Origin of the sequence: Streptomyces sp. 71268, from assembly GCF_029392895.1 — a bacterium.
GTDB lineage: Bacteria > Actinomycetota > Actinomycetes > Streptomycetales > Streptomycetaceae > Streptomyces.
In genome coordinates this window covers 5497046-5518688 of record NZ_CP114200.1, presented here as the reverse complement: position 1 = coordinate 5518688, position 21643 = coordinate 5497046, and the positions used below count along the sequence as shown (strand labels likewise).

Genomic DNA, 21643 nt, shown 5'->3' with positions numbered 1-21643 from the left:
AGTCATTTCCGGCCCTCTACGACGGCATCTCCGGACGGGATGGGCTTCCGCGCCGAGTTTGTTAGCCTTGAGGTGACGCCGGCCCGATCCAAGCCCCCGGGCCCAACCATCGTCGCTACGAGCGACCACTTGCCGCGAGGCGAGCATGGCGGGTCGGCGTCACCTAAGCGTTCGGATCGGGCGCCTCACCCAGGTGAGGCGCCCGACGCGCGTTCCGGCCCCGGGCGGACGCCGCCCGGGGCCAAGCGCGGTCCGGTTGGCGGCTAGTCCCGCAGCAGGTCCGGCACGCCCGCGGCGTCGGGCTCGTCCCGCTCGCCGGAGAGCACGGTCAGTCGCTGGGTGGCCCGCGTCAGCGCCACGTACAGCACGCGCAGCCCGGCCGGGGACTCGTCGGCGATCTCCGCCGGCGAGACCACCACCGTGGCGTCGTACTCCAGACCCTTGGCCTCCAGGCTGCCGAGCACCACGACCCGGCCGCGCGGCTCGCCCGCGTCGCCGACGCCCGCGCCGGCGGCGGCACCAGCGTCCGTGTCGCCCCCGGTCAGCTCCGCCAGCCAGGCGCGGGCCTCGCCGCGCCGCTCCATCGCGACCACCACGCCGACCGTGCCGTCCACCTCATCCAACAGCCGCCGCACCTCCGCGCGCAGCACGGCGCCCGGGTCGTCGCCGAGCACCACGAAGCGCGGGGTGAGACCGGTGGAACGGACGGCGGTCGGGGGCACCGTGCCGGGCATCGCGAGGGCCAGCACCCTGGCCGCCAACTCGGCGACCTCGGCCGGGTTGCGGTAGTTCACGGTGAGCTGGAAGCGGCGCCGCGGGCGGGTGCCCAGCGCCTCGTCGCGGGCGGCGGCGGCCTCGTCCGGATCGGACCAGGAACTCTGCGCCGGATCGCCGACCACCGTCCAGGTGGCCTGCCGGCCCCGCCGCCCCACCATGCGCCACTGCATGGGCGTCAGGTCCTGCGCCTCGTCCACGATGATGTGCGCGTAGTCCGTGCGCCCCTCCTCCCGCAGCCGCTCAAGCCGCTCCGCCTGGCTGGGCCGGCTGGCGAACCGGTCGGCGTAGGTGGACAGCTCCTCCAGGCCGGTGAGCTGGTCCAACGGGTCCGCCTCGCGCCTACGGGGCCGGGCCGGGGTGCCGAGCAGCATGTGCAACTCGTCGACGAGGGCCACGTCGTGCACCGACAGCGGGCCGCTGCCGTCGGGGGCCAGGCGCCGCAGCGAGCGGGCGACCAGCCGCACCTCGCGCTGGGTCAGCACCCGGCCCCGGCCGCCACCGCCCGCCCCCGACCAGCGGGCCAGCCGCTTCTCGTCGGCCATCGCGGCCAGCACCCGGCGCGGCGTCAACTCGGGCCACCACGCGGCGAGGAAGTCGGTGAACTCCGTCTCGGTCGCGATGTCCTCGTCGAACGCCTCGCGCGCCTCGGCCGCCAACTCCGGGTCCTGGTAGCGGCGCGGCCCGCCCGAGGCCGACCACAGCGCGTCGAGCAACAGCCGTCTCGCGCGCGGGCGCATCAGGTTCACCGGCGCGGAGCCGCTGAGCACCGCCTGCCGGATCTGCCGCAGCTTCTGCGCGTCCAACTCGATCCGGGCGCCGAACGCCACCACCCGCAGGCGGTCGGGCGGTCCGGCGTCCGCGCGCTGGCCTTCGGCGCCGAGCCCGTCGAAGCTGAGCTGCCCCTCCCCCTCGCCGTCCTCGTCGGCGCCGGTCAGCGGCGTGGGCGCGGGCAGCGTGAGCGCGCCCCTGGCCGCCTTGCGCAGCACCTTCGCCATCCGGATGGAGCCCTTGACCCGGGCCACGGCCGGCTCGTCGTACGCCGGCGCACCACTGCCACCGGCGCCGCCCCGCTCGGACGGCTCGGCCGCCTCGGAGAGGGAGCCGAGCGCCCGGATGGCGACCTGCCCCTCCTCACCGAGCGAGGGCAGCACGCCCTCGGTGTACGCGACGAGCAGCGGGGTCGGGCTGACGATGAGGATGCCGCCCGCGTACCGGCGCCGGTCCTGGTACAGCAGGTAGGCGGCGCGGTGCAGGGCCACGGCGGTCTTGCCGGTGCCGGGCCCGCCCTCGACCTCGGTCACGGAGTTGGCCGGCGCGCGGATCACCAGGTCCTGTTCGGCCTGGATGGAGGAGACGATGTCGCGCATGGTGTGCCCGCGGGCCCGGCCGAGCGCGGCCATCAGGGCACCGTCGCCGATGATCGACAGGGGCTCCCCGTCGAGCGAGGCGGTCAGCTCGGGGCGGAGCAGGTCGTCCTCCACGCTGAGCACCTTGCGCCCCTTGCTGCGGATGACGCGCCGGCGCACCACCCGCCCCGGAGCGACCGGGGTCGCCCGGTAGAACGGCGCGGCCGCCGGCGCGCGCCAGTCGATGACCAGCGGCGTGTACTCGGCGTCGAGCACGCCGAGCCGCCCGATGTGCAGCGTCTCGGCGATGTCGGCGTGCGGCTCGCCGGCGTCGTCGGCGCGTACGGCGTCGTCCGCGGGCTCGACGGAGGTGTACGCGCCGTCCGGGCCGCGCTTGCCGTCCTTGCCGAGCAGCAGGTCGATGCGGCCGAAGAGGAAGTCCTCAAACTCGTTGTTCAACCGGTTCAGGTGAACCCCGGCGCGGAAGACCTGCGCGTCGCGCTCGGCGAGCGCGCCGGGCGTGCCCACCTGACCCCCCTTGGCCGCGTCGTCCATCAGGTACTCGGCCTCGTGGATCTTCTCCTCAAGACGCCGGTAGACCCGGTTGAGATGTCGCTGCTCGACCCGGATCTCCCGGTCACGGGCACCCTCGTTCCCGGGCTCGGCGTGCCGGGACGTGACGGATGCTGCGTGCGTGGCGTTGTGCGCGGCCACCCAGGCCCCCTTCTGTGTGCGTAGGGCAGCCGTCAACCGTACGCGAACCGGGGCACTCCGCGCACGCCTCGGTGCCCGCCCAGTGGAGCACGCGGCCACTCCGCCGCCCTCGCGGCGCCACCCGCACCGGCTCGGCACCGCGCCGCGAGCCGCCCGAGCCGGCACCTGGGGCCGCGCGCGGGCCCCGGGCCTCGGGCTCGGCCTCACGCGCCGACCCGGGCCCAGCCTCGGAGGCGGCCACGCGGGGGCGCACGTCAGGGGGCGGGATCACACCCGGAAGGCCGCCCGGCTGCCGCCCGGGGCGCGGGCGGCCAGGCATGGGGCCGGCCGCCTTCACCTTCCGTTACGCGGCGGTCAGTTCACCACCCGTAGCGGCCAGGACATGAAGGCACCGCAGACCCGCGCACACAGGCCCCGGACCCCCGACCGGGGCCTGTGGCTCCTCCACGTTCTCACATCAACTCCTGTTGTGCGTCCATTAATTGATGACACATCAGGAACGTCCGACTCCGCCTCGCGCACGGCGAACGCCTCACGCGGTCAGCTCCGGGCGGCCACCGCGCGTCTGCGGTGGCGGGCCACCCGCTCCCGGTTGCCGCACACCTCGCTGGAGCACCAACGGCGGCGCCGGCCGCGCGAGGTGTCGAGGTAGATCACCGCACACGCCTCCCCCTCGCAGCGGCGCAACTGCCCGCGCGCCCGCTGGTCGGTGAGCAGGTCCACCGCGTCCCTGGCGATCTGGGCGAGCAGCGCGCCGCAGTCGGGGCGGGCGGCGAGCGTACGCACCAGGGTGCCGTCCGCGGCCCGCACCGCCCGCACGACCGGCGGCGCGGCGCTGGCCAGCGCGTTGACCCGGGCCACGTCGGCGTCGGTGGCCCGCCCGTCGAGTTCGGCGCGCACGACGCGGCCCAGCAGGTCCCGCAGCGCGTGGAAGCGGGCGAGCCAACCGGCGTCCACGGCGTCCAGGCGTACGCCCGGCGGCAGCAGACCCGCGCCGAGCAGCCACTGGCCGAGCCGGCCGGGCTCGTCAAGCCGCTCGACGGGCTCGTCGCCGAGCCGGCCGCCGACCGTGGCCACCAGGTCGAGACAGACCCGTCCGGCATCGAAACGCAGCTCGTAAGAGGCCGAGACCGCCATCCGCCCACCACTCCCTCAGTGCCCGGGCCGCACGGTGCCACCGGACGCCCGCGAGGAACCTCCGCTTCCAGAGTGCCGCCCCCGGCCCCCGGCCGGAACCCTCCCGACACACCCGAGCGCGACACGCCACGGCCCCACCCGGCCACGGGCGGCTTCGGGCCGCGGCGCCCCGGCGCGCTAGGCGTCGCCGAGCCACGCCCCTGCGTCCGGGTCCGGCTCCGGCGCCGCCAGCCGGTACCCACCGTCGGCGACGGCCTCGACCAACCCCGACACGCCGAGCGCGGCGTCCAGCCCGGCCACCGCCGCCCCGACCGCGCCCTCGCCGCCCACCGGGTCGGGCAGCGCGCGCGACAGCTCGGCCGACGCCACCACCTGGCCCGGGCGGCGGGAAAGCGCGCGCAACAGGGCGGCCTGGGCCGGCGTCACCGCACGCGGCTCGCCGTCCACGAGGGCCACCCGCCCCCGCACCGCCACACCGTGCCCCCCGACCCGCAGCACCGGCGCCCGCGCCGGAAGCTCCTGGCACAGCAACTGCACCAGCGGCCCGAGCCGGAACCGCTCGGGCGCCGCGGTGGGCACCTCGTACGCGGCCAGCGGCCGCGCGGTGACCGGGCCGACGCAGGCCGCCAGCACGTCGCGGCGCAGCGCGTCCACCAGCGCGTCACGCAGGCCACGCTGGTGGGCCCGGTCCAGCAGGCTGGTGGCGGCGGGCGCGCTGGTGAAGGTGATCGCGTCCACGGTACGGGCGACCGCGGCGTCGATCAGCCCGTCGAGCGGGCCCGGGTCCTCGGGCGGCAGCCACCGGTAGACGGGCACCCCGACCACGTCGGCGCCCGCGTCCCGCAGCGCCGCCACGAACTCCGTGAGCGGCTCGCCGTGCAACTGCACCGCGATCCGACGCCCGGCCACGCCGTTGGCCAGCAACCGGTCGAGCACCTCGGCCATCGATTCGGAGGCGGGCGACCAGTCCTCGGTCAGGCCGGCGGCCCGGATCGCGCCGCGCACCTTGGGCCCGCGGGCCAACAGCTCCGCGCCGCGGAACCGGTCGAGGAGCGCGTCACCCAGGCCCCAGCCGTCGGCGGCCTCGGCCCAGCCACGGAAGCCGACGGCGGTGGTGGCGATCACCACGTCGGGCGCGCGCTCGACCAACTGCCGGGTGGCGGAACGGAGTTCACCGTCGTCGGCGAGGGGGACGGTACGCATCGCGGGCGCGTGCACCACCGTGGCACCGCGCCGCTCCACGAGCGCGATCAACTCCTCCGCGCGCCGGGCCGCCGTCACGCCGACGGTGAACCCGACGAGCGGCGTCCCCCCGCGCCCCGCACCCCGCTCCTGGTCCCCGTCTTCCCGCACGCCCGCCTCGCCCCCGCCGTGCCGCTCGGGCCCGCTCGCCCCGTCGGCTCCGGTCGGCTGGTCGTGATCCGCCTGCATCTGCCTCGCCCCTACCCGTCGTCCACCGCGCGCCGCCCGGCCCTGGCCGACGCCGAGATCCGAGCCCACCAACGCCTCGGCGGACTCGATCCGCCAGTATTTCCCGCCCGATACGCCACCGGCACCCACCACAACACCCGCCAAAGGCCGACGCCCAAGCATCCACGACCGATGCCCACCCCCACACCGCGACCGCCCCCGCGTAGAACGAAGCTCACGCGCCCCCACCCGCTGGCCTCCCCCGCGTAGGACGAAGTCCACGCGCCCCCGCCTCACCGCGTAGGACGAAGTCCACGCACCCCCACCCCTGGCCACCCCGCGCGTAGGACGAAGTCCACGCCAGCCCAACAAAAAAGCGAGGCCCAAGGACCTCGCCACCAACACCCGCAACCCGACCACCCACCGCAACCACCCACCCACCCCCGGGGGGCCGCGGGTGGCGAAGCCCCCGCCCGCGCGGACGAAGTCCGCGCAGAAACGACGAAGGCGAGGCCGCCTGCGCTTTCCGCAGGCACACCTCGCCTCTCGCCTTCGTGGAGATGGCGGGAATCGAACCCGCGTCCAACGGTGCGGAATCAGGGCTTCTCCGTGTGCAGTTCGCTGCGCTTTTCTCGGCCCCGGAGATCACGCGAACAAGTCTCCGACGGGCCCAGCCACTGTTTGGTTTCCCACCAGACCCCGTGGCCGGATCTGGTGGTTTAGTTCCCTAGCTGATGCCAGGATCCGGGTCGGGAACAGCCCCGGGCTGACACTTCGCGCAGTCGCTACTTAGGCAGCGAGGGCGAAGGAATCGCGCTTGGAATTGGCGATTATTGTTTTCGGCATATGGTTTACGAGATCATTGCCGCTTTCTCGACACGCTTCCCCTGCTTCGACAGCCGCTGTCGAAACCGATCATCCCCATGTGGTGTTTTCAATGCGCTCCCCTTGCGGGGGTGCCCCGACTGAGCGGGGCGAGTGCCATCGTACGTGAACAGCAACCGTACGTGCCAGCCTATTCCCGCGGCCCTCGGGCGGAACGTCGGCCGAACGGTGTGCGTCAGGCCCGCTGGCGGCGGCGTACGGCCGAGATGGCGCGCTGTGCCTCGCGCTGGTCCTGCTTCTCGCGCAGCGTCTGCCGCTTGTCGTACTCCTTCTTGCCCTTGGCCAACGCGATCTCGACCTTGGCCCGGCCGTCCTTGAAGTACAGGGCCAGCGGGACGATGGTGTGGCCCGTCTCCTGGGACTTCGACTCCAGCTTGTCGATCTCCGCCCGGTGGAGCAGCAGCTTGCGCTTGCGCCGGGCCGAGTGGTTGGTCCAGGTGCCCTGGGTGTACTCCGGCACGTGCACGTTGTGCAGCCACGCCTCGTGGCCGTCGATCTGCACGAAGCCGTCCACGAGGGAGGCCCGGCCCTGACGTAGCGACTTGACCTCGGTGCCGGTCAGCACCAGGCCGCACTCGTACGTGTCGAGGATGTGGTAGTCGTGTCGCGCCTTCTTGTGCTGCGCGATCAGCTTGCGTCCCGTCTCTTTAGCCATAGCGCGGCCATTGTCGCACTAGGCCCCGCCCCCGAGGCCACTCAATACTGACTGGGCCCGCTGTTCGGCGTCGTCGCCCACGGTCAGGTCGGGGGTGATGCCCACGCCCTCGACTCCTCGCCCCACGGGGGTGCGGTAGTGGCCCACGGTCTCCTGGGCTACCGAGCCGTCCGGGCGCTCGGTGGGCATCTGGACCGAGCCCTTGCCGAAGGTTCGCGAGCCAATCACGACGGCCCGACCCCGGTCCTGCAACGCCCCGGTCAGCAGCTCACCGGCGCTCATCGTGCCGCCGTCCACCAGCACCACCAGCGGGGTCTGGGTGTCGCCGCCGGGCTCGGCGTTGACCACCCGCTGCTCTCCGCGCACGTCGTAGGTGGCGACGAGGCCGCCGTCGAGGAAGGCGGAGGCCGCGGTCGCGGCCTCGGTGACCAGGCCACCGGAGTTGCCGCGCAGGTCGAGCAGGAGCGCGTCGCCCTCGGGGGCCGCGCGCACCGCCTCGCGGACCTGTTCGCCGGTGTTCTTGGTGAAGGCGTCGACCTTGATCCGGGTCGCGTCGGGTTCGCCGCTGGTGAGCCGGCCCACCGTGACGTTCCTGGTGACGAGCCGGGAGCGGCGCAGGGACTCGGTCCACTGGCGGCCCGCGCGCTCCAGGCCCAGCACCACCCGGCTGCCGGCCGGGCCGCTCGCGGCCTCGGGGCCCGCGTGGTCGCCCGACCTGGTCGCGCGCTGGGCCGTGCCCCGGCGGTCCGCGGCGCCGTCCCCCGTGTCGCGGGGTGGCCGCGCGGCGTCCTCGGTGTCACTGGTCGCGGCGCCCTGGCCCGGCCCGGCGTGGCCTCCCTCGGCGTGCTCCGGAGAGCCCTGCGGCGGCTCGGCCGCCGGGTCGGCGGGGTCGGCCGGGTCCACGTCCGCCGGCGGGGCCGTGTCCTGGGGGGCCGTGGTGTCGCCGCCGGGGGTCGTCCCCGTGGCCCGCTGCGCCGTTCCCGGGGGGGCGGGCCGCTCGGCGTCTTGGGCCGGTTCCCGGTCGGCGCCGGGGGTCGCCGCCCGGCGGGCCAGAGGGGGCTCGCCGTGTTCGGCTTCGGCGGCCGTCGGCTCCTCGGCCGGGAGGTCGCCGCGCAGTCGGGCGACGACCTCGGTGACGGGTCTGCCCGTGACGGGCACGCCGTCGACGGATCTGAGTCGGTCGCCGGGGCGGACCCCGGCTCGGCCCGCCGGGCTGCCGGGCTGGACCCGGTCCACCACGACGGCCCCGTCCGGCATCCGGCGCGCCCACAGCCCGACGCCCACGTACTGGCCTTCGAGGCCGCGCTGGTACCCCTCGTACTCGCGCGGCGAGTAGACGGAACTCCAGCGGTCGCCGCTGCGGCTCACCTCGCGCGTGGCGCCCTCGTGCTCGGGCGGGGACGCCGCGGGGGCGCCGCCGTGCGAGCCGGCGGCGGGGCGGGAGTTGGTGGCGGGGTCCGCGGGGAGGTGGGGGGCGCGCCGCGACTGCTCCGCCGAGGCGGACTCCTCGGTCCAGGTGCCGGTGGCCGCGCCGGTCGCGAGGACGCTGGCGAACACCAGGGACAGGGCGGCCCCGCGATGGGTACGGCGAGGCCGGGGCTCGGCGTCCACGGGCTGTCTGCCAGCCGGAGCGGAGCGGAGCGGACGATTCATCCACAGGCCCGACATGCCGGCGAGTCTAGGCCACGGCCGGGCGCCGCACGGGGTGTTGGCCGTACGGCGCCCTGGGCGTACGTCACACCTTGAGGTACTTGCGCAACGCGAAGAAGGCGGCAAGAGCGGGCATGAGCAGGCCGATCGCGAGCACCAGCGGGAGCTTGGAGACCACCGCGTCCCAGCCGATGAAGTCGATGACGCTGATGTGGTCCGCGAGCCAGCCGTTCACCAGCACCTGCTGTCCGGTGACCAGCAGCACGCAGGCGAGCACCGCGCCGATCAGGCCGGCGATGGCCGCTTCCATGATGAACGGCATCTGGATGTAGAAGCTGGAGGCGCCCACGAGCCGCATGATGCCGGTCTCGCGGCGGCGGCTGAACGCCGAGACGCGCACCGTGTTGACGATCAGGAGCAACGCGACCACGAGCATCAGCGCCATCACCCCGAGCGCCGCGAAGTTCATGCCGCTGAGCAGGTTGAAGAGGGGTTCGAGCACGGCTTTCTGGTCCTGCACCTCCTGGACGCCCGGTCTGGCGGCGAAGGCGCTGGAGATGACCTTGTACTGCTCGGGGTCCTTGAGCTTGACCCGGAACGACTCCTGCATCTGGTCGGCGGTCAGCGAGCTGGCCAGCGGGGAGTCGCCGAACTCCTCCTTGTAGTGCTTGAACGCCTCCTCGCTGCTCTCGAAGTGCACCGTCTCGACGAGGTTCATCCGCTCCAGCTCGGAGCGGATCTCCTTCTTCTGGTCGTCGGTGACGGCGCCCTTCTCACAGTTGGGCGAGGTCTCCTTGTCGTTCTTGTTGCAGAGGAAGATCGATACGTTGACCTTGTCGTACCAGTAGCCCTTCATCGAGTCGACCTGCTCGCTCATCAGCAGGGACGCCCCGAACAACGCCAGGGAGAGGGCCACGGAGACGATCACGGCGAAGGTCATCGTCAGATTGCGGCGGAGACCGACGCCGATCTCCGACAGGACGAACTGGGCGCGCATGGCGTCCTTTCAGTGCTGGTAGCCGTAGACGCCGCGCGACTGGTCGCGTACGAGACGGCCCTTTTCAAGTTCGATCACGCGCTTGCGCATCTGGTCGACGATCTGCTGGTCGTGGGTGGCCATGACCACCGTCGTCCCCGTCCTGTTGATCCGGTCGAGCAGCTTCATGATGCCGACCGAGGTCTGCGGGTCGAGGTTGCCGGTGGGCTCGTCCGCGATCAGGAGCATCGGCCGGTTGACGAACGCGCGGGCGATGGCGACCCGCTGCTGCTCACCACCGGACAGCTCGCCCGGCATCCGGTCCTGCTTGCCGCCGAGGCCGACCAGGTCGAGCACCTCGGGCACCGTCTTGCGGATGGCGCCGCGCGGCTTGCCGATGACTTCGAGCGCGAAGGCGACGTTCTCACCCACGGTCTTGTTGGGCAGCAGTCGGAAGTCCTGGAAGACCGTGCCGAGCTGGCGGCGCATCTGCGGCACCTTCCAGTTGGACAGCCGCGCGAGGTCCTTGCCCAGCACGTGCACGGCGCCGTGGCTGGCCCTCTCCTCGCGCAGCAGCAGCCGCAGGAAGGTGGACTTGCCCGACCCGGAGGAGCCCACCAGGAAGACGAACTCGCCCTTGGCGATCTCCAGCGAGACGTCACGCAACGCGGGGCGGGTCTGCTTGGGATAGGTCTTGGAGACGTTGTCGAATCGGATCACGAATGCACCACGGTCGACCTGTATAGGGGGTACGGGCTGCCGCTGGCGCGGCTCCCGTCGGTGAGCGTGACCATACGCGAACCGCGCGGGGGCGCGCAGTCGGCGTCGGTGGTTGGAGCGTTTATCGCGGGCCGCACCGGGGACAAAACGACGGCAACCCGGACGGTGTACGGCCCGCCCGCTGGGCGATTCGCGCGGAGCGCGCCGAAGTGGGCGGAAGCTGGCACAGTGGGAGAGGAACAAGCGCTCGTACCGAAGCGTTTGCCCAGTGGGAAGACAGCGGCCGCGCCGCACGCGGGAGGAGGAGAGCGCATGACGTACGACAGGCTTGTCTGCGCCAACTGCGCCAGTCCCGTCAGCGAGGGTCGCTGCCCGGTCTGCCGGGCACAGCGGCGCACGCGGCAGGAGGGCCCGCTCGCCGGGCTGACGCCCGCGGCGTTGATCGCCCTGCTCATAGCGCTGATCGCGGTGGCCGCGGTGGCCCACGAGGTGGCCGTCTAGCGCACGACGACGGCCCGCGGTGGACGCCCCGCCGAGCCGACGCACTCGTTCCGTCCAGTACCGCACGCGTTTCGACGCGTACGGGCGTTGACGCCTGCCCGCGCGGCCCTTCGCCGCGCGCGCCGGCGCCCGGAGTGCGACGAGGGGCCCACGGCGCGTAGTGCGTCGTGGACCCCTCGCCGTGGTGCGGTGGTGTGCGCGGGGCGCGCCGGCTCAGCCGGTGTGGCGCGCCCCGCTCACCGCCTCGGTCAGGCCGCGGCGGCGTTGCGGCTGATCAGGCGCGGCATGACGCGGAAGCCGATGCCGCCCGCGATCATGGTGGCCGCGCCGACGACCAGGAAGGTCGTCTCGGAGGCGCCGGTCTCCGCCAGCTCCTCCTTGGGCTTGCTCTGCTGCACCGGCCGCGCGCCCGCGCTGTCGGTGTCGGTGTTGTCGTCCGCGCAGTCGGTGCCGTCGGTGCCGACCGGGCAGGTGCCCGCGTTGTCACCGTTGTCGCCACCGGTGCCACCGGTGCCGCCGCCCGGGGCGGTCGGCTGGGTGGTGGGGCTACCGGTCGGCTGGCCCGTGGGCTGGCCGGTCGGCGGGTCGGTGGGCTCACCCGTGGGCGGGTTCGTCGGACCACCGGTGGGCGGGGTCGTCGGGCCGCCGGTGGGCGGATTGGTCGGCTCACCCGTCGGCGGGTTGGTCGGCGGGTTGGTGGGCGGATTCGTCGGCGGGTTCGTCGGCGGCTTCGTCGGCTCACCCGTGGGCGGGTTCGTCGGCGGGTTGGTCGGCGGGTTCGTGGGCGGGTTCGTCGGCGGCTTCGTGGGCTCGCCGGTCGGGATGCCGGTCGGCTCCTGAGTGGGGGTCGGCGGCGGGTCGTCCACCGCGACGCGCGCCTCCACCCCGTCCTTGTCGGCCTCGGCCGTGACTCCCACCCCGCCCACGTTGACGTCGATGCCGACGGCCGAAGCGGCGCCCGCCGCGGTGAGCGACGCGCCAGCGGCGATCACCGTGCCCGCGACGATCCGCGCAACGCGCAACCGCGTCTTTTTGGTCATCTGCCTGCTACCCCCAGTAGCTGTACTCGTCAATGGAGCAGCTATGCACGGGGCCACGGCCCGGGGCTGCGTCTCGCGGCACGGGCCTTGCAACAGACCAGCCGCGGGCCCCACTCGCACGTGCCCCGATTCATACGCATGCCGCGCGCCAGCCTTCCCACTGAACCCACCACCGTCAAGGTCGTTCCGTGCGAGATGTCCGCCTTGCAGCGAGTTGACGACCACCACGGGACGTAACCGTGACCTAAATGCCGGCCGGGACGGGCCCGTTGACAGACCGTCGGCCGGCGGCCAGGGGGCGACGGGCGGGAAGCGGAAGGGCCCGCCGCGCAGCGGACGGGCCCTTCGTGGGTGGAGCGGGGGCGACGGATTCGCGCCGTACCCCTGGTCGACGCGGCGGCTCGCCGTGACTCGGGGCGGCGGTGGCACCGCGCCGTGGTGGTGCTACTTCTCCTGCTGCTTGCGCCAGCGGATGCCCGCCTCAAGGAAGCCGTCGATCTCGCCGTCGAGGACGGCCTGCGGGTTGCCCACCTCGTGGCTGGTCCGCAGGTCCTTGACCATCTGGTAGGGGTGCAGGACGTACGAACGCATCTGGTTGCCCCAGGAGTTGCCGCCGTCACCCTTGAGCGCGTCCATCTTGGCCTGGTCCTCCTGGCGGCGCCGCTCAAGGAGCTTGGCCTGCAGGACGTTCATCGCGGTCGCCTTGTTCTGGATCTGCGAGCGCTCGTTCTGGCAGGAGACGACGATGCCGGTGGGGATGTGGGTGAGGCGCACCGCCGAGTCGGTGGTGTTGACGCCCTGACCGCCGGGCCCGGACGAGCGGTACACGTCGATCCGCAGGTCGGACTCGTCGATCTCGACGTGGTCGGTCTGCTCCACCACGGGCAGCACCTCGACGCCGGCGAACGACGTCTGGCGGCGGCCCTGGTTGTCGAAGGGCGAGATGCGCACCAGGCGGTGGGTGCCCTGCTCGACGGAGAGCGTGCCGTACGCGTACGGCACCTGGACGGCGAAGGTGGAGGACTTGATGCCCGCCTCCTCGGCGTACGAGGTGTCGTAGACCTCGGTCTTGTAGCCGTGCCGCTCGGCCCAGCGCAGGTACATCCGCTGGAGCTGCTCGGCGAAGTCAGCGGCGTCCACGCCGCCGGCCTCGGCCCGGATGTTGACGAGCGCCTCGCGGGCGTCGTACTCACCGGACAGCAGCGTGCGGACCTCCATCTCGTCCAGCGCCTTGCGGACCGAGGTCAGCTCGGCCTCGGCCTCGGCGCGCGCGTCCGCGTCGTCCTCGGCCTCGGCCAGTTCGAAGAGCACCTCGAGGTCGTCGATCCGGCCGCGCAGTTCCTCGGTGCGGCGGAGCTGCCCCTGGAGGTAGGAGAGCTGGCTGGTCACCTTCTGCGCGTTGTCCGGGTCGTCCCAGAGGGACGGCGCCGCGGCCTGCTCCTCAAGCACGGCGATGTCGGCCCTCATCTTGTCCAGATCGAGGACCGCCTCGATCGACCCCATGGTGGAGGAGAGGGACTTCAGCTCTTCGGATACATCGACGACTGCCACACCCCCAGCCTAACGGTTACCCGGCCTCGCCCCGCCCGGCCGCGTACCAACCCCGGCCCGTACGCCCCTGAGCTGGAACGATGAGCCGGTGGCGACGGTGTGGGGGCGCCGCGTCGGCGGGGTGGCGGGCGTGGCGGGCCGTTCGAGCGCGCCCGGGGCGGGCGCCCGGGCACGCGCGCGGCACGCGCCGTTACGGAGTGCGCTCGGACTGGTGCACGCCGGGGGACTCGGTGTCACCGCCGTCGTCCCCGCCGACCGCGAGGTAGCCGCCCACGCCCGCGGCGATGAGGGCGGCAGCCGCGGCGGCGCCGAGCTTGACCCGGCGGCGGCGCACCGCCTCCAGCTCCGAGCGGTGCCGAGCCGACCCGGCGCGGCGTTGGCCGCTGGCGCGCGGGGCGCGGGCCGTGCCGTGCGCGCCGCCCGCCAACTCGGCCGAGGTCGGGGCGCGCATGCTGGTGTGGGTGTCGCGGCTGGAGTCGGCGACGGCGCCCGGCACCAGCGGCACCGCGCCGCGCCGGCGCGGCTCGCCGACCGGCGGCTGCGGGGCGCCGGCGCCGGCGCCGTCCTCGTAGCTCCCGTACCCGCCCTCGTACTCACCCGGCGACTCGTCGCCCGGCTCGTCGATGTCGAGCGGGGGCATGCCGGCGAGGCTGGGCAGCAGTTCGCGCAGCCGGGCGGCCAGCTCGGCGGCGCGCAGCCGGGAGGCCGGGGCCTTGGCCAGGCACTGGACGGTGAGCTGCCACAGCTCGTCCGGGATGCCGGGCAGCGGGGCCACGGTCTCGGTGACGTGGCGCCGCAGCACCGCGCCGGGGTGGCCGCCGCCGAACGGGGTGAAGCCGGCGAGCAGTTCGTACAACACGGTGGCCAGCGCGTACACGTCCACGCTGGCCCGTGGCGGGAGGCCCTCGATGATCTCGGGGGCGAGGTAGTCGGGGGTGCCGATGACGCTGTTGCCGCTGGTCGCGCGGGCGCCCTCCTTGGCGCGGTGTCGGCCCGGCGCGTCCACCAGGCGGGCCACGCCGAAGTCGGTGAGCAGCGCGGGGTGAGCGCCGCCGGGTCCGAGCGGGCCCTGCATGTCGAGGAGGACGTTCTCGGGCTTGACGTCGCGGTGCACGATCTGCGCGGCGTGGGCGGCGGCGAGCGCGTCGGCGACGTCGGCGACGATCGCGACGGCCGCCTCGGGGGCGAGGCGGCGTTCGTGGTTGAGCCGGGTGCGCAGGTCGGTGCCCCGGATCAGGTCCATGACCAGGGCGAGGTCGTTGCCGTCGATCACCAGGTCGCGCACGCCGACGACGCGCGGGTGGTCCAGGCTCAGCAGCGCGGCGCGCTCGTGCACGAAGCGGGCGACGAGTTCCTGGTCGGCGGCGAGCTCCTCGCGCAGCAGCTTGATGGCGACCGGCCCATCGGGACCCTCGCCCAGCCACACCGTGCCGACGCTGCCGCGCCCCAGGACCTGGCCTGCGGTGTACCGGCTACCGATCTTCCGTGCCAAGGCTGCTCCGACTGTCGTCTGAGGGTGTCCAACGGTCCGGCGGTTGAGCGCTGCGGCGAGCCCCGCCGACCGCCGTTGGGGCTCGGCCGCGCTCATCGCTTCAACGCCGTGCGCGGCGCCAGCCGCGCGCCCCGACGCGCGTGGGCCGGGGCAGCGACAAAGTTACGCGGCCGGTGGCCGATTGCGGGGCCCGGAGCAGCCCAACTGTCCACTACGGGGTGATTTACACCGTTGGGGTGTCGACAAATCGCCACAGTCAGCGCGCGGTTTGGTATACGCGCCCCACGACCCCGCGCGCCTCGCCTCCGACCGGCTCGGGAGCCGGGGAGGCGAGGCGGGCGGGGCGGGTAGGGCAGGTGGGGCGGGACTGCGGGGCGGGCAGGGCGAGGGTCAGCTCGGCCCGCCGAGGTCGGAGATCCAGTCCTTGACCTCCGTGGTCCAGTCCTTGGTCGCCTGCCAGAAGCTCTTCCCGTCCGCGACCCAGTCCTGCAACGGCGTCAGCTCCCAGACCAGCCAGGCGCCGACGACCAGGATGATGATCACGAACAGGCAGCCCTTGAGGCAGCCCAGGCCCGGAATCCGCATCGCGTTGGCGCTGCGCTGGCGCGGCTCGCGGCGCGGCGCCGCGGGCTCGGGGGCCGGCGGCGGGGGCGCGTACCGCTGCGGCTGGGGCTGCTGCTGCCGCCGGCGCGGCTGTTGCGGCTGCGGGTGCTGTGGCTGCTGCGGCGCGTACGGGGCGGGGGCCGGGCCGCGCTGTTGCTGCTGTGGCGGGTAGGGCTGCTGGCCGTACGGCTGCTGCGGGGGCTGCTGCCGCTGCGGTGGCTGCTGCGGGCCTGGGCGGCGCTGGGGGCGGCGGCGCAGCGGGTCCTGACTCGGGTCGAGGTACTGGACCTGGGTCTGGTCGTTGCGGTCGCGGGCCGCGCGCATCTGGTTCTGCCAGGGGTGGTCGCCGTCGGGCTGGCCCGGCTGCCCACCAGGACCCGGCGGCACCGGCGGCATGGCCCGGGTGGCGCCTTCGGCGCCGGCCGGACCGGAGCCGGCGGGCAGCACCTGGGTCGGGTCGGCGTTCGGGCCCGGGGCGCCGGTGTGCGGCAGCACGCTGGTCGGGGCGGCCGGGTCGTAGCCGCCCGCGCCCGCCGACAGGACCTGGGTGGCGTTGTCGTTGCCGCCGGTGTCCGGGACCTGGGCCGGGCTCGGGTCGGGGGCGAGCAGCGCGGCGACGCCGAGCGCGGCCTCGGCCTGGGTGGGCGAGGCGTGCACGCCGACGCCGGCGGCGACGGTGCGCAGCGCGCGGGCCAGGCTCTCCGCGCTGGGCCGCTCCTCGGGCCGCTTGCGCAGGCAGCGCTCTATGCAGATCCACAGCGGCTCGGGCACGGTCGACGGCCGGCGCGGCTCCTCGCTCAGGTGCCGGTGCAGCACTTCGAGGGCGGTGTTGCCGGCGAACGGGGGCCGGCCGGTGACCAGTTCGTACAGCAGGATGCCCGCGCCGTAGATGTCCACGGCGGAGGTCTGCGGCCGGCCCTCGGCGGACTCGGGCGCCACGTACGAGGGGGTGCCGACGAACTCGTGGGTGCGGGTCAGGCCCGGGGAGTCGGCGAGGCGCGCGATACCGAAGTCGGTGAGCATCGGGTGCATCTGCTCGCCGTCCGGGCCCGTGGCGACCAGCACGTTGGCGGGCTTGAGGTCGCGGTGCACGACGCCGTCGGCGTGGCTGGCGGCGAGCGCGTCGGCGATCTGCGCGGTGAGCAGGGCCGCGGCCACGGGCGTGAACGGCCCGTTGGTCTGTAGGTACTTGTGCAGGTCCGGGCCCTCGACCAGGTCCATCACCAGGGCGAGCAGGTCGCCCTCGACGACCAGGTCGCGGGTGCGGACGATGTTCGGGTGGGTGAGCCGCAGCAGCACCGAGCGCTCGCGCAGGAAGCGCATGACGATCTCGGGGTCGTGCGCCAGCTCCTCCTTGAGGACCTTGATCGCAACCGTCTCGCCGGGCTGCCCGGCCACGGCGGCCTCGGCGCCCGCCGCCTCGCGCTGGCGGGCCCGCCAGACGGTGCCAGTGGCTCCGCGCCCGAGCGGCTCCTCTAGCAGGTACTTGCTGCCTACCGGCCGCACGTCATGCGCTCCCTGATCGTGGTCTACCTGATCGTGGTCTGTTTCCCAGCTCCGTGGCCCTGTGCTCGGCCGCCCGCCCACTCTAGTGCCGCGTCGGCGACCACCGGGGAGCCGCTGGCCGCACCCTGGCACGCGGGGCTCCGGGGGAAGACGCGGGAAGTGGCCGGATGGTTGCTGTCCGGACGACCTCTCGCGCGGCGGCCGGCCCCCGGCGGAAGGGGCGACCTGCGGCGGCCCGGCGTTCCCGGGCCGGCCGAGAACGGCGCGATCTGGCCAGCTGACGCCGGTCGCCCCGGACATCGGGGCGGCCGGAGCGACCGGCGGACGCCGGGAGGTCGGGCGGTCGCCGCCGGCCCGCCACGGCGGCCGGACCGGTCGCCGGGCCGTTCGTACGCGGATGGTTTTGGCCAACCGGAGGGCCGATCAAGATCGCGGAGCGGCACTCGCCAGGCGCGTTGTCAGTCGTGGATGCGAGGATGCACGCAGCACATGGGGGGCGGGAGGAGGGGCCCGTGATGTGTGTCCTGTACGTGCTGACGCGCCTGGGCGCGGTGGGGGGAGCAGCTTCCCCGCCGGGCATCCGGGGCAGAAGGGACCGCTGGCGGCGATGCAGATCCGGTTGACCGTCCTCGGGCCGCGCAGCGGCCTCCCCGGCCACCAGGCGCACGCCTGCGACGTCCTCGTGACGGCCCCCGTCGGCACCGCCCTGGCCTCGGTGACCAGCGGCCTCGCGGCAGCGGTCGCGGCGGCCGGCGCCGACGTGGGCAGTGGCACGGTGGCGGTGTACGCGGGGGCCGAGCGGCTCGACGCGCGGCGCTGCGTGCTCGGCGAACCACCGCTCGTGGACGGCGCGGTGCTCGCCCTCCAGGCACCGGCCGCCCCCGAGGAGCAGCCGCACCCCTACCCCGCCCTGTGCTCCACCGCGCCCGCCCGGCTGCACGTGGTCGCGGGCCCGGACGCGGGCGGCGTGCACCTGTTGCACGGCGGGCAGGCGCGGATAGGCCGCTCCAGCAACGCCGACGTGCCGCTGGACGACCCGGACGTCTCCCGCGCGCACTGCGCGGTCTCCGTCTCGGACGACGGCCGGGTGACGGTGGTCGACCTCGGTTCGACGAACGGCACCCACCTCGACGGCATGCCCGTCGGCGACCAGCCCGCCCCGCTGCCGCCCGGCGCGCTGCTGCGCATCGGCGAGTCCGCGCTGCGGCTGCACGCCCCGCCGCCCGGGCTCGCGCCCCACGCCGAGCCGGCCGCCGCCGGTCAGTACGCGGCGCAGGCGCCCGCCGGCGCCGGGGGCCAGCCCTCCGGCTGGGGCGCCGGCCCCGCGCCGCTGGCCACCCACCCGGACGGCGAGGGCCACCTGCGGGTCGCGCCGGGCGGCCGGACGCCCACCGAGCCGACGACCGGCGCGCCCACGACCGACACGGGAGCCGGCACGCGCGCCGGAGCGGGCAGCCCGCCGACGTCACCAGGCGGCACGGCGGCCGACCCGCCCGACACGTACGGGTACGGCGGGCCGGGGCAGCGGAGCGCCGGAGCGGCGCCCGCCCCGGCCCCGAACCGGGGGTACGACACGGCTCCGGGCGGCGCGCGGTCCGAGGCCGGCCACGCCGCGCCGCCGCCGGCGGACCCGAGGGGCCTGCCCGGCGGCGCGGGCCCGACCGGGTACGCGACCGGCGCGGGCGGCCCGGCGTACCCCGCGACCGGCGACCCCGGCGCCACCCGCCGGATGACGCGCCCGGGCGCCCATGGCGCCGAGGGCTTCGACCGCTGGCCGGGCCCCGAAGCCGCCGACGGCTATGACGTACCGACCCACTCCGGTGACCTGCACGCCCCGCGCACCGAGCGGCGGCGCACGGGCCTGGGGGCGTGGGCGCGGCGGCTCGCCGGTGGCGGCCGGGTCGTCGAGCGGGCGGACTCCGGTGAGGGTTGGGGCGCGGACCCAGCCGGGGTCGTGCGGGAGGCCGTCGCGGCGGCCGAGGCGCTCGACCAGCGCTGGCCCGACCCGTCCTCCGTGCTGCTGACCGCGCTCGGCCCCGACGTACGGCTGTGGGAGCGCACGCCGTGCCACCCGGACGCGCTCGTGGTCCGGCTCGGCACGGCGGACCAGCCGCTGGCGGGCGCGCCGGGCGGCCCCACCGTGTTCGCGCCGGTCGCGGTGAGCCTGCGGGAGGCCGGGGCGGTGGGCCTGGCCGGGCCGCGCGCCCGGCTGACCGGGCTGGCCCGCTCGGTGATCGCGCAGTTGGCCGCCGCGCACCCGCCCACCGCCCTGGAGATCGTGCTGATCAGCGCCGAGCGCCAGCGGCCCGTCGAGGAGCGGCTCGCCGACTGGTCGTGGCTGGGCTGGCTGCCCCAGGTGCGCCCGGCGCACGGCCAGGACTGCCGACTGCTGCTCGCCTTCGACCGGGACCAGGCCGCGGCCCGGGTGGGCGAGTTGGTGCGGCGCCTGGACGACGGCCCGCTGGGCCCTGGCTGGATCACCGCGTCGCCCTCGGCCGTGGCCGCCGCCGCCAAGCGGCACACCGGGCCGCACACGGTGGTCATCGTGGACGGCGAGCCCGCCCAGCGTTCGGTGCGCGAGCGGGTGGCCCGCCTCGCGGCGGGCGGCCCCGCCGCCGGCGTCCACCTGCTGTGCCTGGCCGAGGCGCCGCCCGCGGCGACGGGCGCGCCGCTGTCGGCGAGCTACGAGGCGGCGCGCTCGGCCTCCTCGCTCATCGCCGAGTGTGGCGTCGTCGCGCTGCTCAGCGGCGATGTCGCGACCGAGCTGAAGGTGCTGCACCGGGGCTGGGACGGCGATCCGGGGCGCGCGCACGCCCCGAGCCCGCCGCCGCTCGCGCCCCGGCCCGGGGTGCCCAGCAGCGACTGGTTCGCGGCGCACGGCCTGCCCGCGCGGTCCGCCCTCGCCTCCGGCGGCCAGAGCGGCCAAGGCAGCCAGGGCGGCCAGCGGCCAGCGCCGGCCGCCGAGTACGCGGGCGGCGAGTTCGGCGGTGGCGCCGGCACCACGGGCCCCACCGGCATCGCCACCCCGCGCTCCACGCCGACCACCGGGGCGGGCGCGCCCGGCCCGGGCGGCGGGGCGAGCCCCGACGGCGCGGCCGACGCCGGCTCGACCGCGCCCGACGCGACCGGCGTGGTCAGGACGGCCACGGTGGACGCGGTGTCGCTGGCGTGGGCCGAGCGGTTCGCGCGTGCGCTGGCGCCGCTGCGGCCCGTCGACGCCGCGGCCGGCGGCCTCGGCGGACCGGCCCGGGCGAGCGCTCCGCTGCCCGACAGCACCCGGCTCCTCGACGAGCTGGGCCTCGCGCGGGCCACCCCGGCGTCGCTCATGGCGCGCTGGGCCGCCGCCGACGACGAGGGCGTGCTCGGCGGGCGGACGCTGGCGGTGCTCGGCGCCGGCCCGCGCGGGCCGCTCGCCATCGACCTCGCGGCCGACGGCCCGCACCTGCTCATCGACGGCGCCCCCGGCACCGGCAAGACCGAGCTGCTGCGCTCGATCGCCGCCTCGCTGGCCGCCGCCGAGCGCCCGGACCGCATGTCGCTGGTGCTCGTGGACGGCGGCGGCGTGGAGCGCGGCGAGGGGCTGCGGCCGTGTACGGAGCTGCCGCACGTCTCCACGTACCTGGCGGCCTCCGACCCGGTGCGGATGCGCGAGTTCGCCCAGGCGCTCAGCTCCGAACTCAAGCGCCGGGCCGAGTTGCTCGGCCGCGGCGACTTCCTGTCCTGGCACGCGGAGAACGCCGCCGCGCCCCAGATCATCCCGCCGCGCAGACCGATGGACGCGCCGGACCCGGCCGCGGTCGGCCCCGCCGGGTTCGGCGAGCCCGAGCAGCCCGGGCACCCCGATCCCGCCGACCAGCCGGGCCAGCCCGACGGCCGCTGGGGGGCGGGGTACGCGCCCGACGGCGGCCTGGAGAGCCCGGCCGGCGGCACGCTCAAGCTCCGCGCCCAGCCCGTCGACGGTGGTCAGGGCGGCGTCGGCACGGCGGCGGACGCGGGCCAGTCCGGCGGCGAGCAGCCGCAGGACCCGTACGAGCCCGGCGCGATGCCCCGGCTCGTGGTGCTGGTGGACGACTTCGACGCGCTGGTGGCCCCTGCGCTGGGCAGTACGGGCCGGCCGTCGGCCGGATCGGTGGTGCGCGCGCTGGAGGCCGTGGCCCGGGACGGCGCGCGCCTCGGCGTGCACCTGATCGCCGCTTCGGGCCGGCCGGACCGCACGGCGGACACCGTCGCGGTCGAACGCGCGGGCCTTAGGGTGCTGTTGGAGCAGCCGTCGGGCAGCGTCCGCAACGCCGTGGAGGGCCTGCCGAACCCCGGCCGGGGCCGGCTCAAGCGGCCCGACGACGGCGGCGCGACCCCCTTCCAGGCGGGCCGCGTCACCGGCCGTATCCCCCGCACGGCGACGGCCAGGCCGACCGTGGTCCCGCTCGACTGGGAGCGGATGGGCGACCCGCCGACCCGCCGGCCGTTGCGCGAACTCGGTAACGGCCCGACCGATCTGGCCCTGCTGGCCAGCGCCCTGCAACGGGCGGCCCAGTCCACCGGCGCGCCCCCGGCCCCGCCCCTGATCTGAGCCCGACGCCCACTGCCTCGGCCCGCGAGCCGAACCGGGCCGGGCTGGTCGCGCGCGGGCGTGCGTACGGGCGTACGGGCCCGGCGAACGTGGCCCGGCGTACCGGCCCC

12 protein-coding genes, 1 other RNA gene and 2 pseudogenes are annotated in these 21643 nt (G+C 75.3%); 2 read left to right on the top strand and 13 right to left on the bottom strand.

Going from position 1 to position 21643, the window contains the following annotated elements; genetic code table 11:
- Positions 1-263: 263 nt before the first annotated feature.
- The 9 genes and pseudogenes from OYE22_RS21780 to ftsE all read right to left on the bottom strand — a co-directional run bounded on the left by OYE22_RS21780 (position 264) and on the right by ftsE (position 10270).
- Positions 264-2753, bottom strand: coding sequence for a UvrD-helicase domain-containing protein (locus OYE22_RS21780; protein ID WP_277324255.1), 2490 nt, complete (start codon positions 2751-2753; stop codon positions 264-266).
- A 624-nt stretch (positions 2754-3377) separates the two neighbouring features.
- Positions 3378-3974: an ABATE domain-containing protein gene (locus OYE22_RS21775; protein WP_277321976.1), complete on the bottom strand. Its 597-nt coding sequence runs from the start codon at positions 3972-3974 to the stop codon at positions 3378-3380.
- A gap of 177 nt (positions 3975-4151) precedes the next feature.
- A complete protein-coding gene (locus tag OYE22_RS21770; RefSeq protein WP_277321975.1) occupies positions 4152-5405 on the bottom strand; it encodes a uroporphyrinogen-III synthase in 1254 nt (417 codons plus the stop codon).
- 531 nt (positions 5406-5936) lie between these two features.
- Positions 5937-6307: a transfer-messenger RNA gene (gene ssrA, locus OYE22_RS21765) on the bottom strand.
- Positions 6308-6444: 137 nt separating this feature from the next.
- On the bottom strand, positions 6445-6924 hold the full coding sequence (smpB, locus tag OYE22_RS21760; RefSeq protein WP_176161904.1) for an SsrA-binding protein SmpB: 480 nt from the start codon (positions 6922-6924) through the stop codon (positions 6445-6447).
- A gap of 18 nt (positions 6925-6942) precedes the next feature.
- Positions 6943-7596, bottom strand: a pseudogene (locus OYE22_RS33475) (S41 family peptidase); the annotation flags it as partial.
- Positions 7597-8040: 444 nt separating this feature from the next.
- Positions 8041-8181, bottom strand: a pseudogene (locus OYE22_RS33470) (PDZ domain-containing protein); the annotation flags it as partial.
- 478 nt (positions 8182-8659) lie between these two features.
- Positions 8660-9571 (bottom strand): permease-like cell division protein FtsX, encoded by a 912-nt coding sequence (gene ftsX, locus OYE22_RS21750; RefSeq protein WP_277321973.1) that lies wholly within the window; start codon positions 9569-9571, stop codon positions 8660-8662.
- A 9-nt stretch (positions 9572-9580) separates the two neighbouring features.
- Positions 9581-10270 carry a cell division ATP-binding protein FtsE gene (gene ftsE / locus OYE22_RS21745; RefSeq protein ID WP_176161906.1) on the bottom strand — a complete coding sequence of 230 codons (690 nt, stop codon included), beginning with the start codon at positions 10268-10270 and terminating at the stop codon, positions 9581-9583.
- A 312-nt stretch (positions 10271-10582) separates the two neighbouring features.
- On the opposite strand from ftsE, the gene OYE22_RS21740 reads away from it, so the two are divergent.
- Entirely contained in the window at positions 10583-10771 is a 189-nt protein-coding gene (locus OYE22_RS21740; protein ID WP_277321972.1) for a hypothetical protein, read from the top strand.
- Positions 10772-11019: 248 nt separating this feature from the next.
- Here the strand turns inward: OYE22_RS21740 and OYE22_RS21735 are convergent, their stop codons facing one another.
- The 4 genes from OYE22_RS21735 to OYE22_RS21720 form a co-directional block, all read right to left on the bottom strand.
- Positions 11020-11811: a hypothetical protein gene (locus tag OYE22_RS21735; RefSeq protein ID WP_277321971.1), complete on the bottom strand. Its 792-nt coding sequence runs from the start codon at positions 11809-11811 to the stop codon at positions 11020-11022.
- Positions 11812-12255: 444 nt separating this feature from the next.
- Positions 12256-13362, bottom strand: coding sequence for a peptide chain release factor 2 (prfB, locus tag OYE22_RS21730; protein ID WP_277321970.1), 1107 nt, complete (start codon positions 13360-13362; stop codon positions 12256-12258).
- Positions 13363-13552: 190 nt separating this feature from the next.
- Complete coding sequence (locus OYE22_RS21725; RefSeq protein WP_277321969.1) at positions 13553-14854, bottom strand: serine/threonine-protein kinase; 1302 nt, start codon at positions 14852-14854, stop codon at positions 13553-13555.
- 390 nt (positions 14855-15244) lie between these two features.
- Positions 15245-16963, bottom strand: coding sequence for a serine/threonine-protein kinase (locus tag OYE22_RS21720; RefSeq protein WP_277321968.1), 1719 nt, complete (start codon positions 16961-16963; stop codon positions 15245-15247).
- A 607-nt stretch (positions 16964-17570) separates the two neighbouring features.
- On the opposite strand from OYE22_RS21720, the gene OYE22_RS21715 reads away from it, so the two are divergent.
- Positions 17571-21533 (top strand): FtsK/SpoIIIE domain-containing protein, encoded by a 3963-nt coding sequence (locus OYE22_RS21715; protein ID WP_277321967.1) that lies wholly within the window; start codon positions 17571-17573, stop codon positions 21531-21533.
- Positions 21534-21643 lie beyond the last annotated feature (110 nt).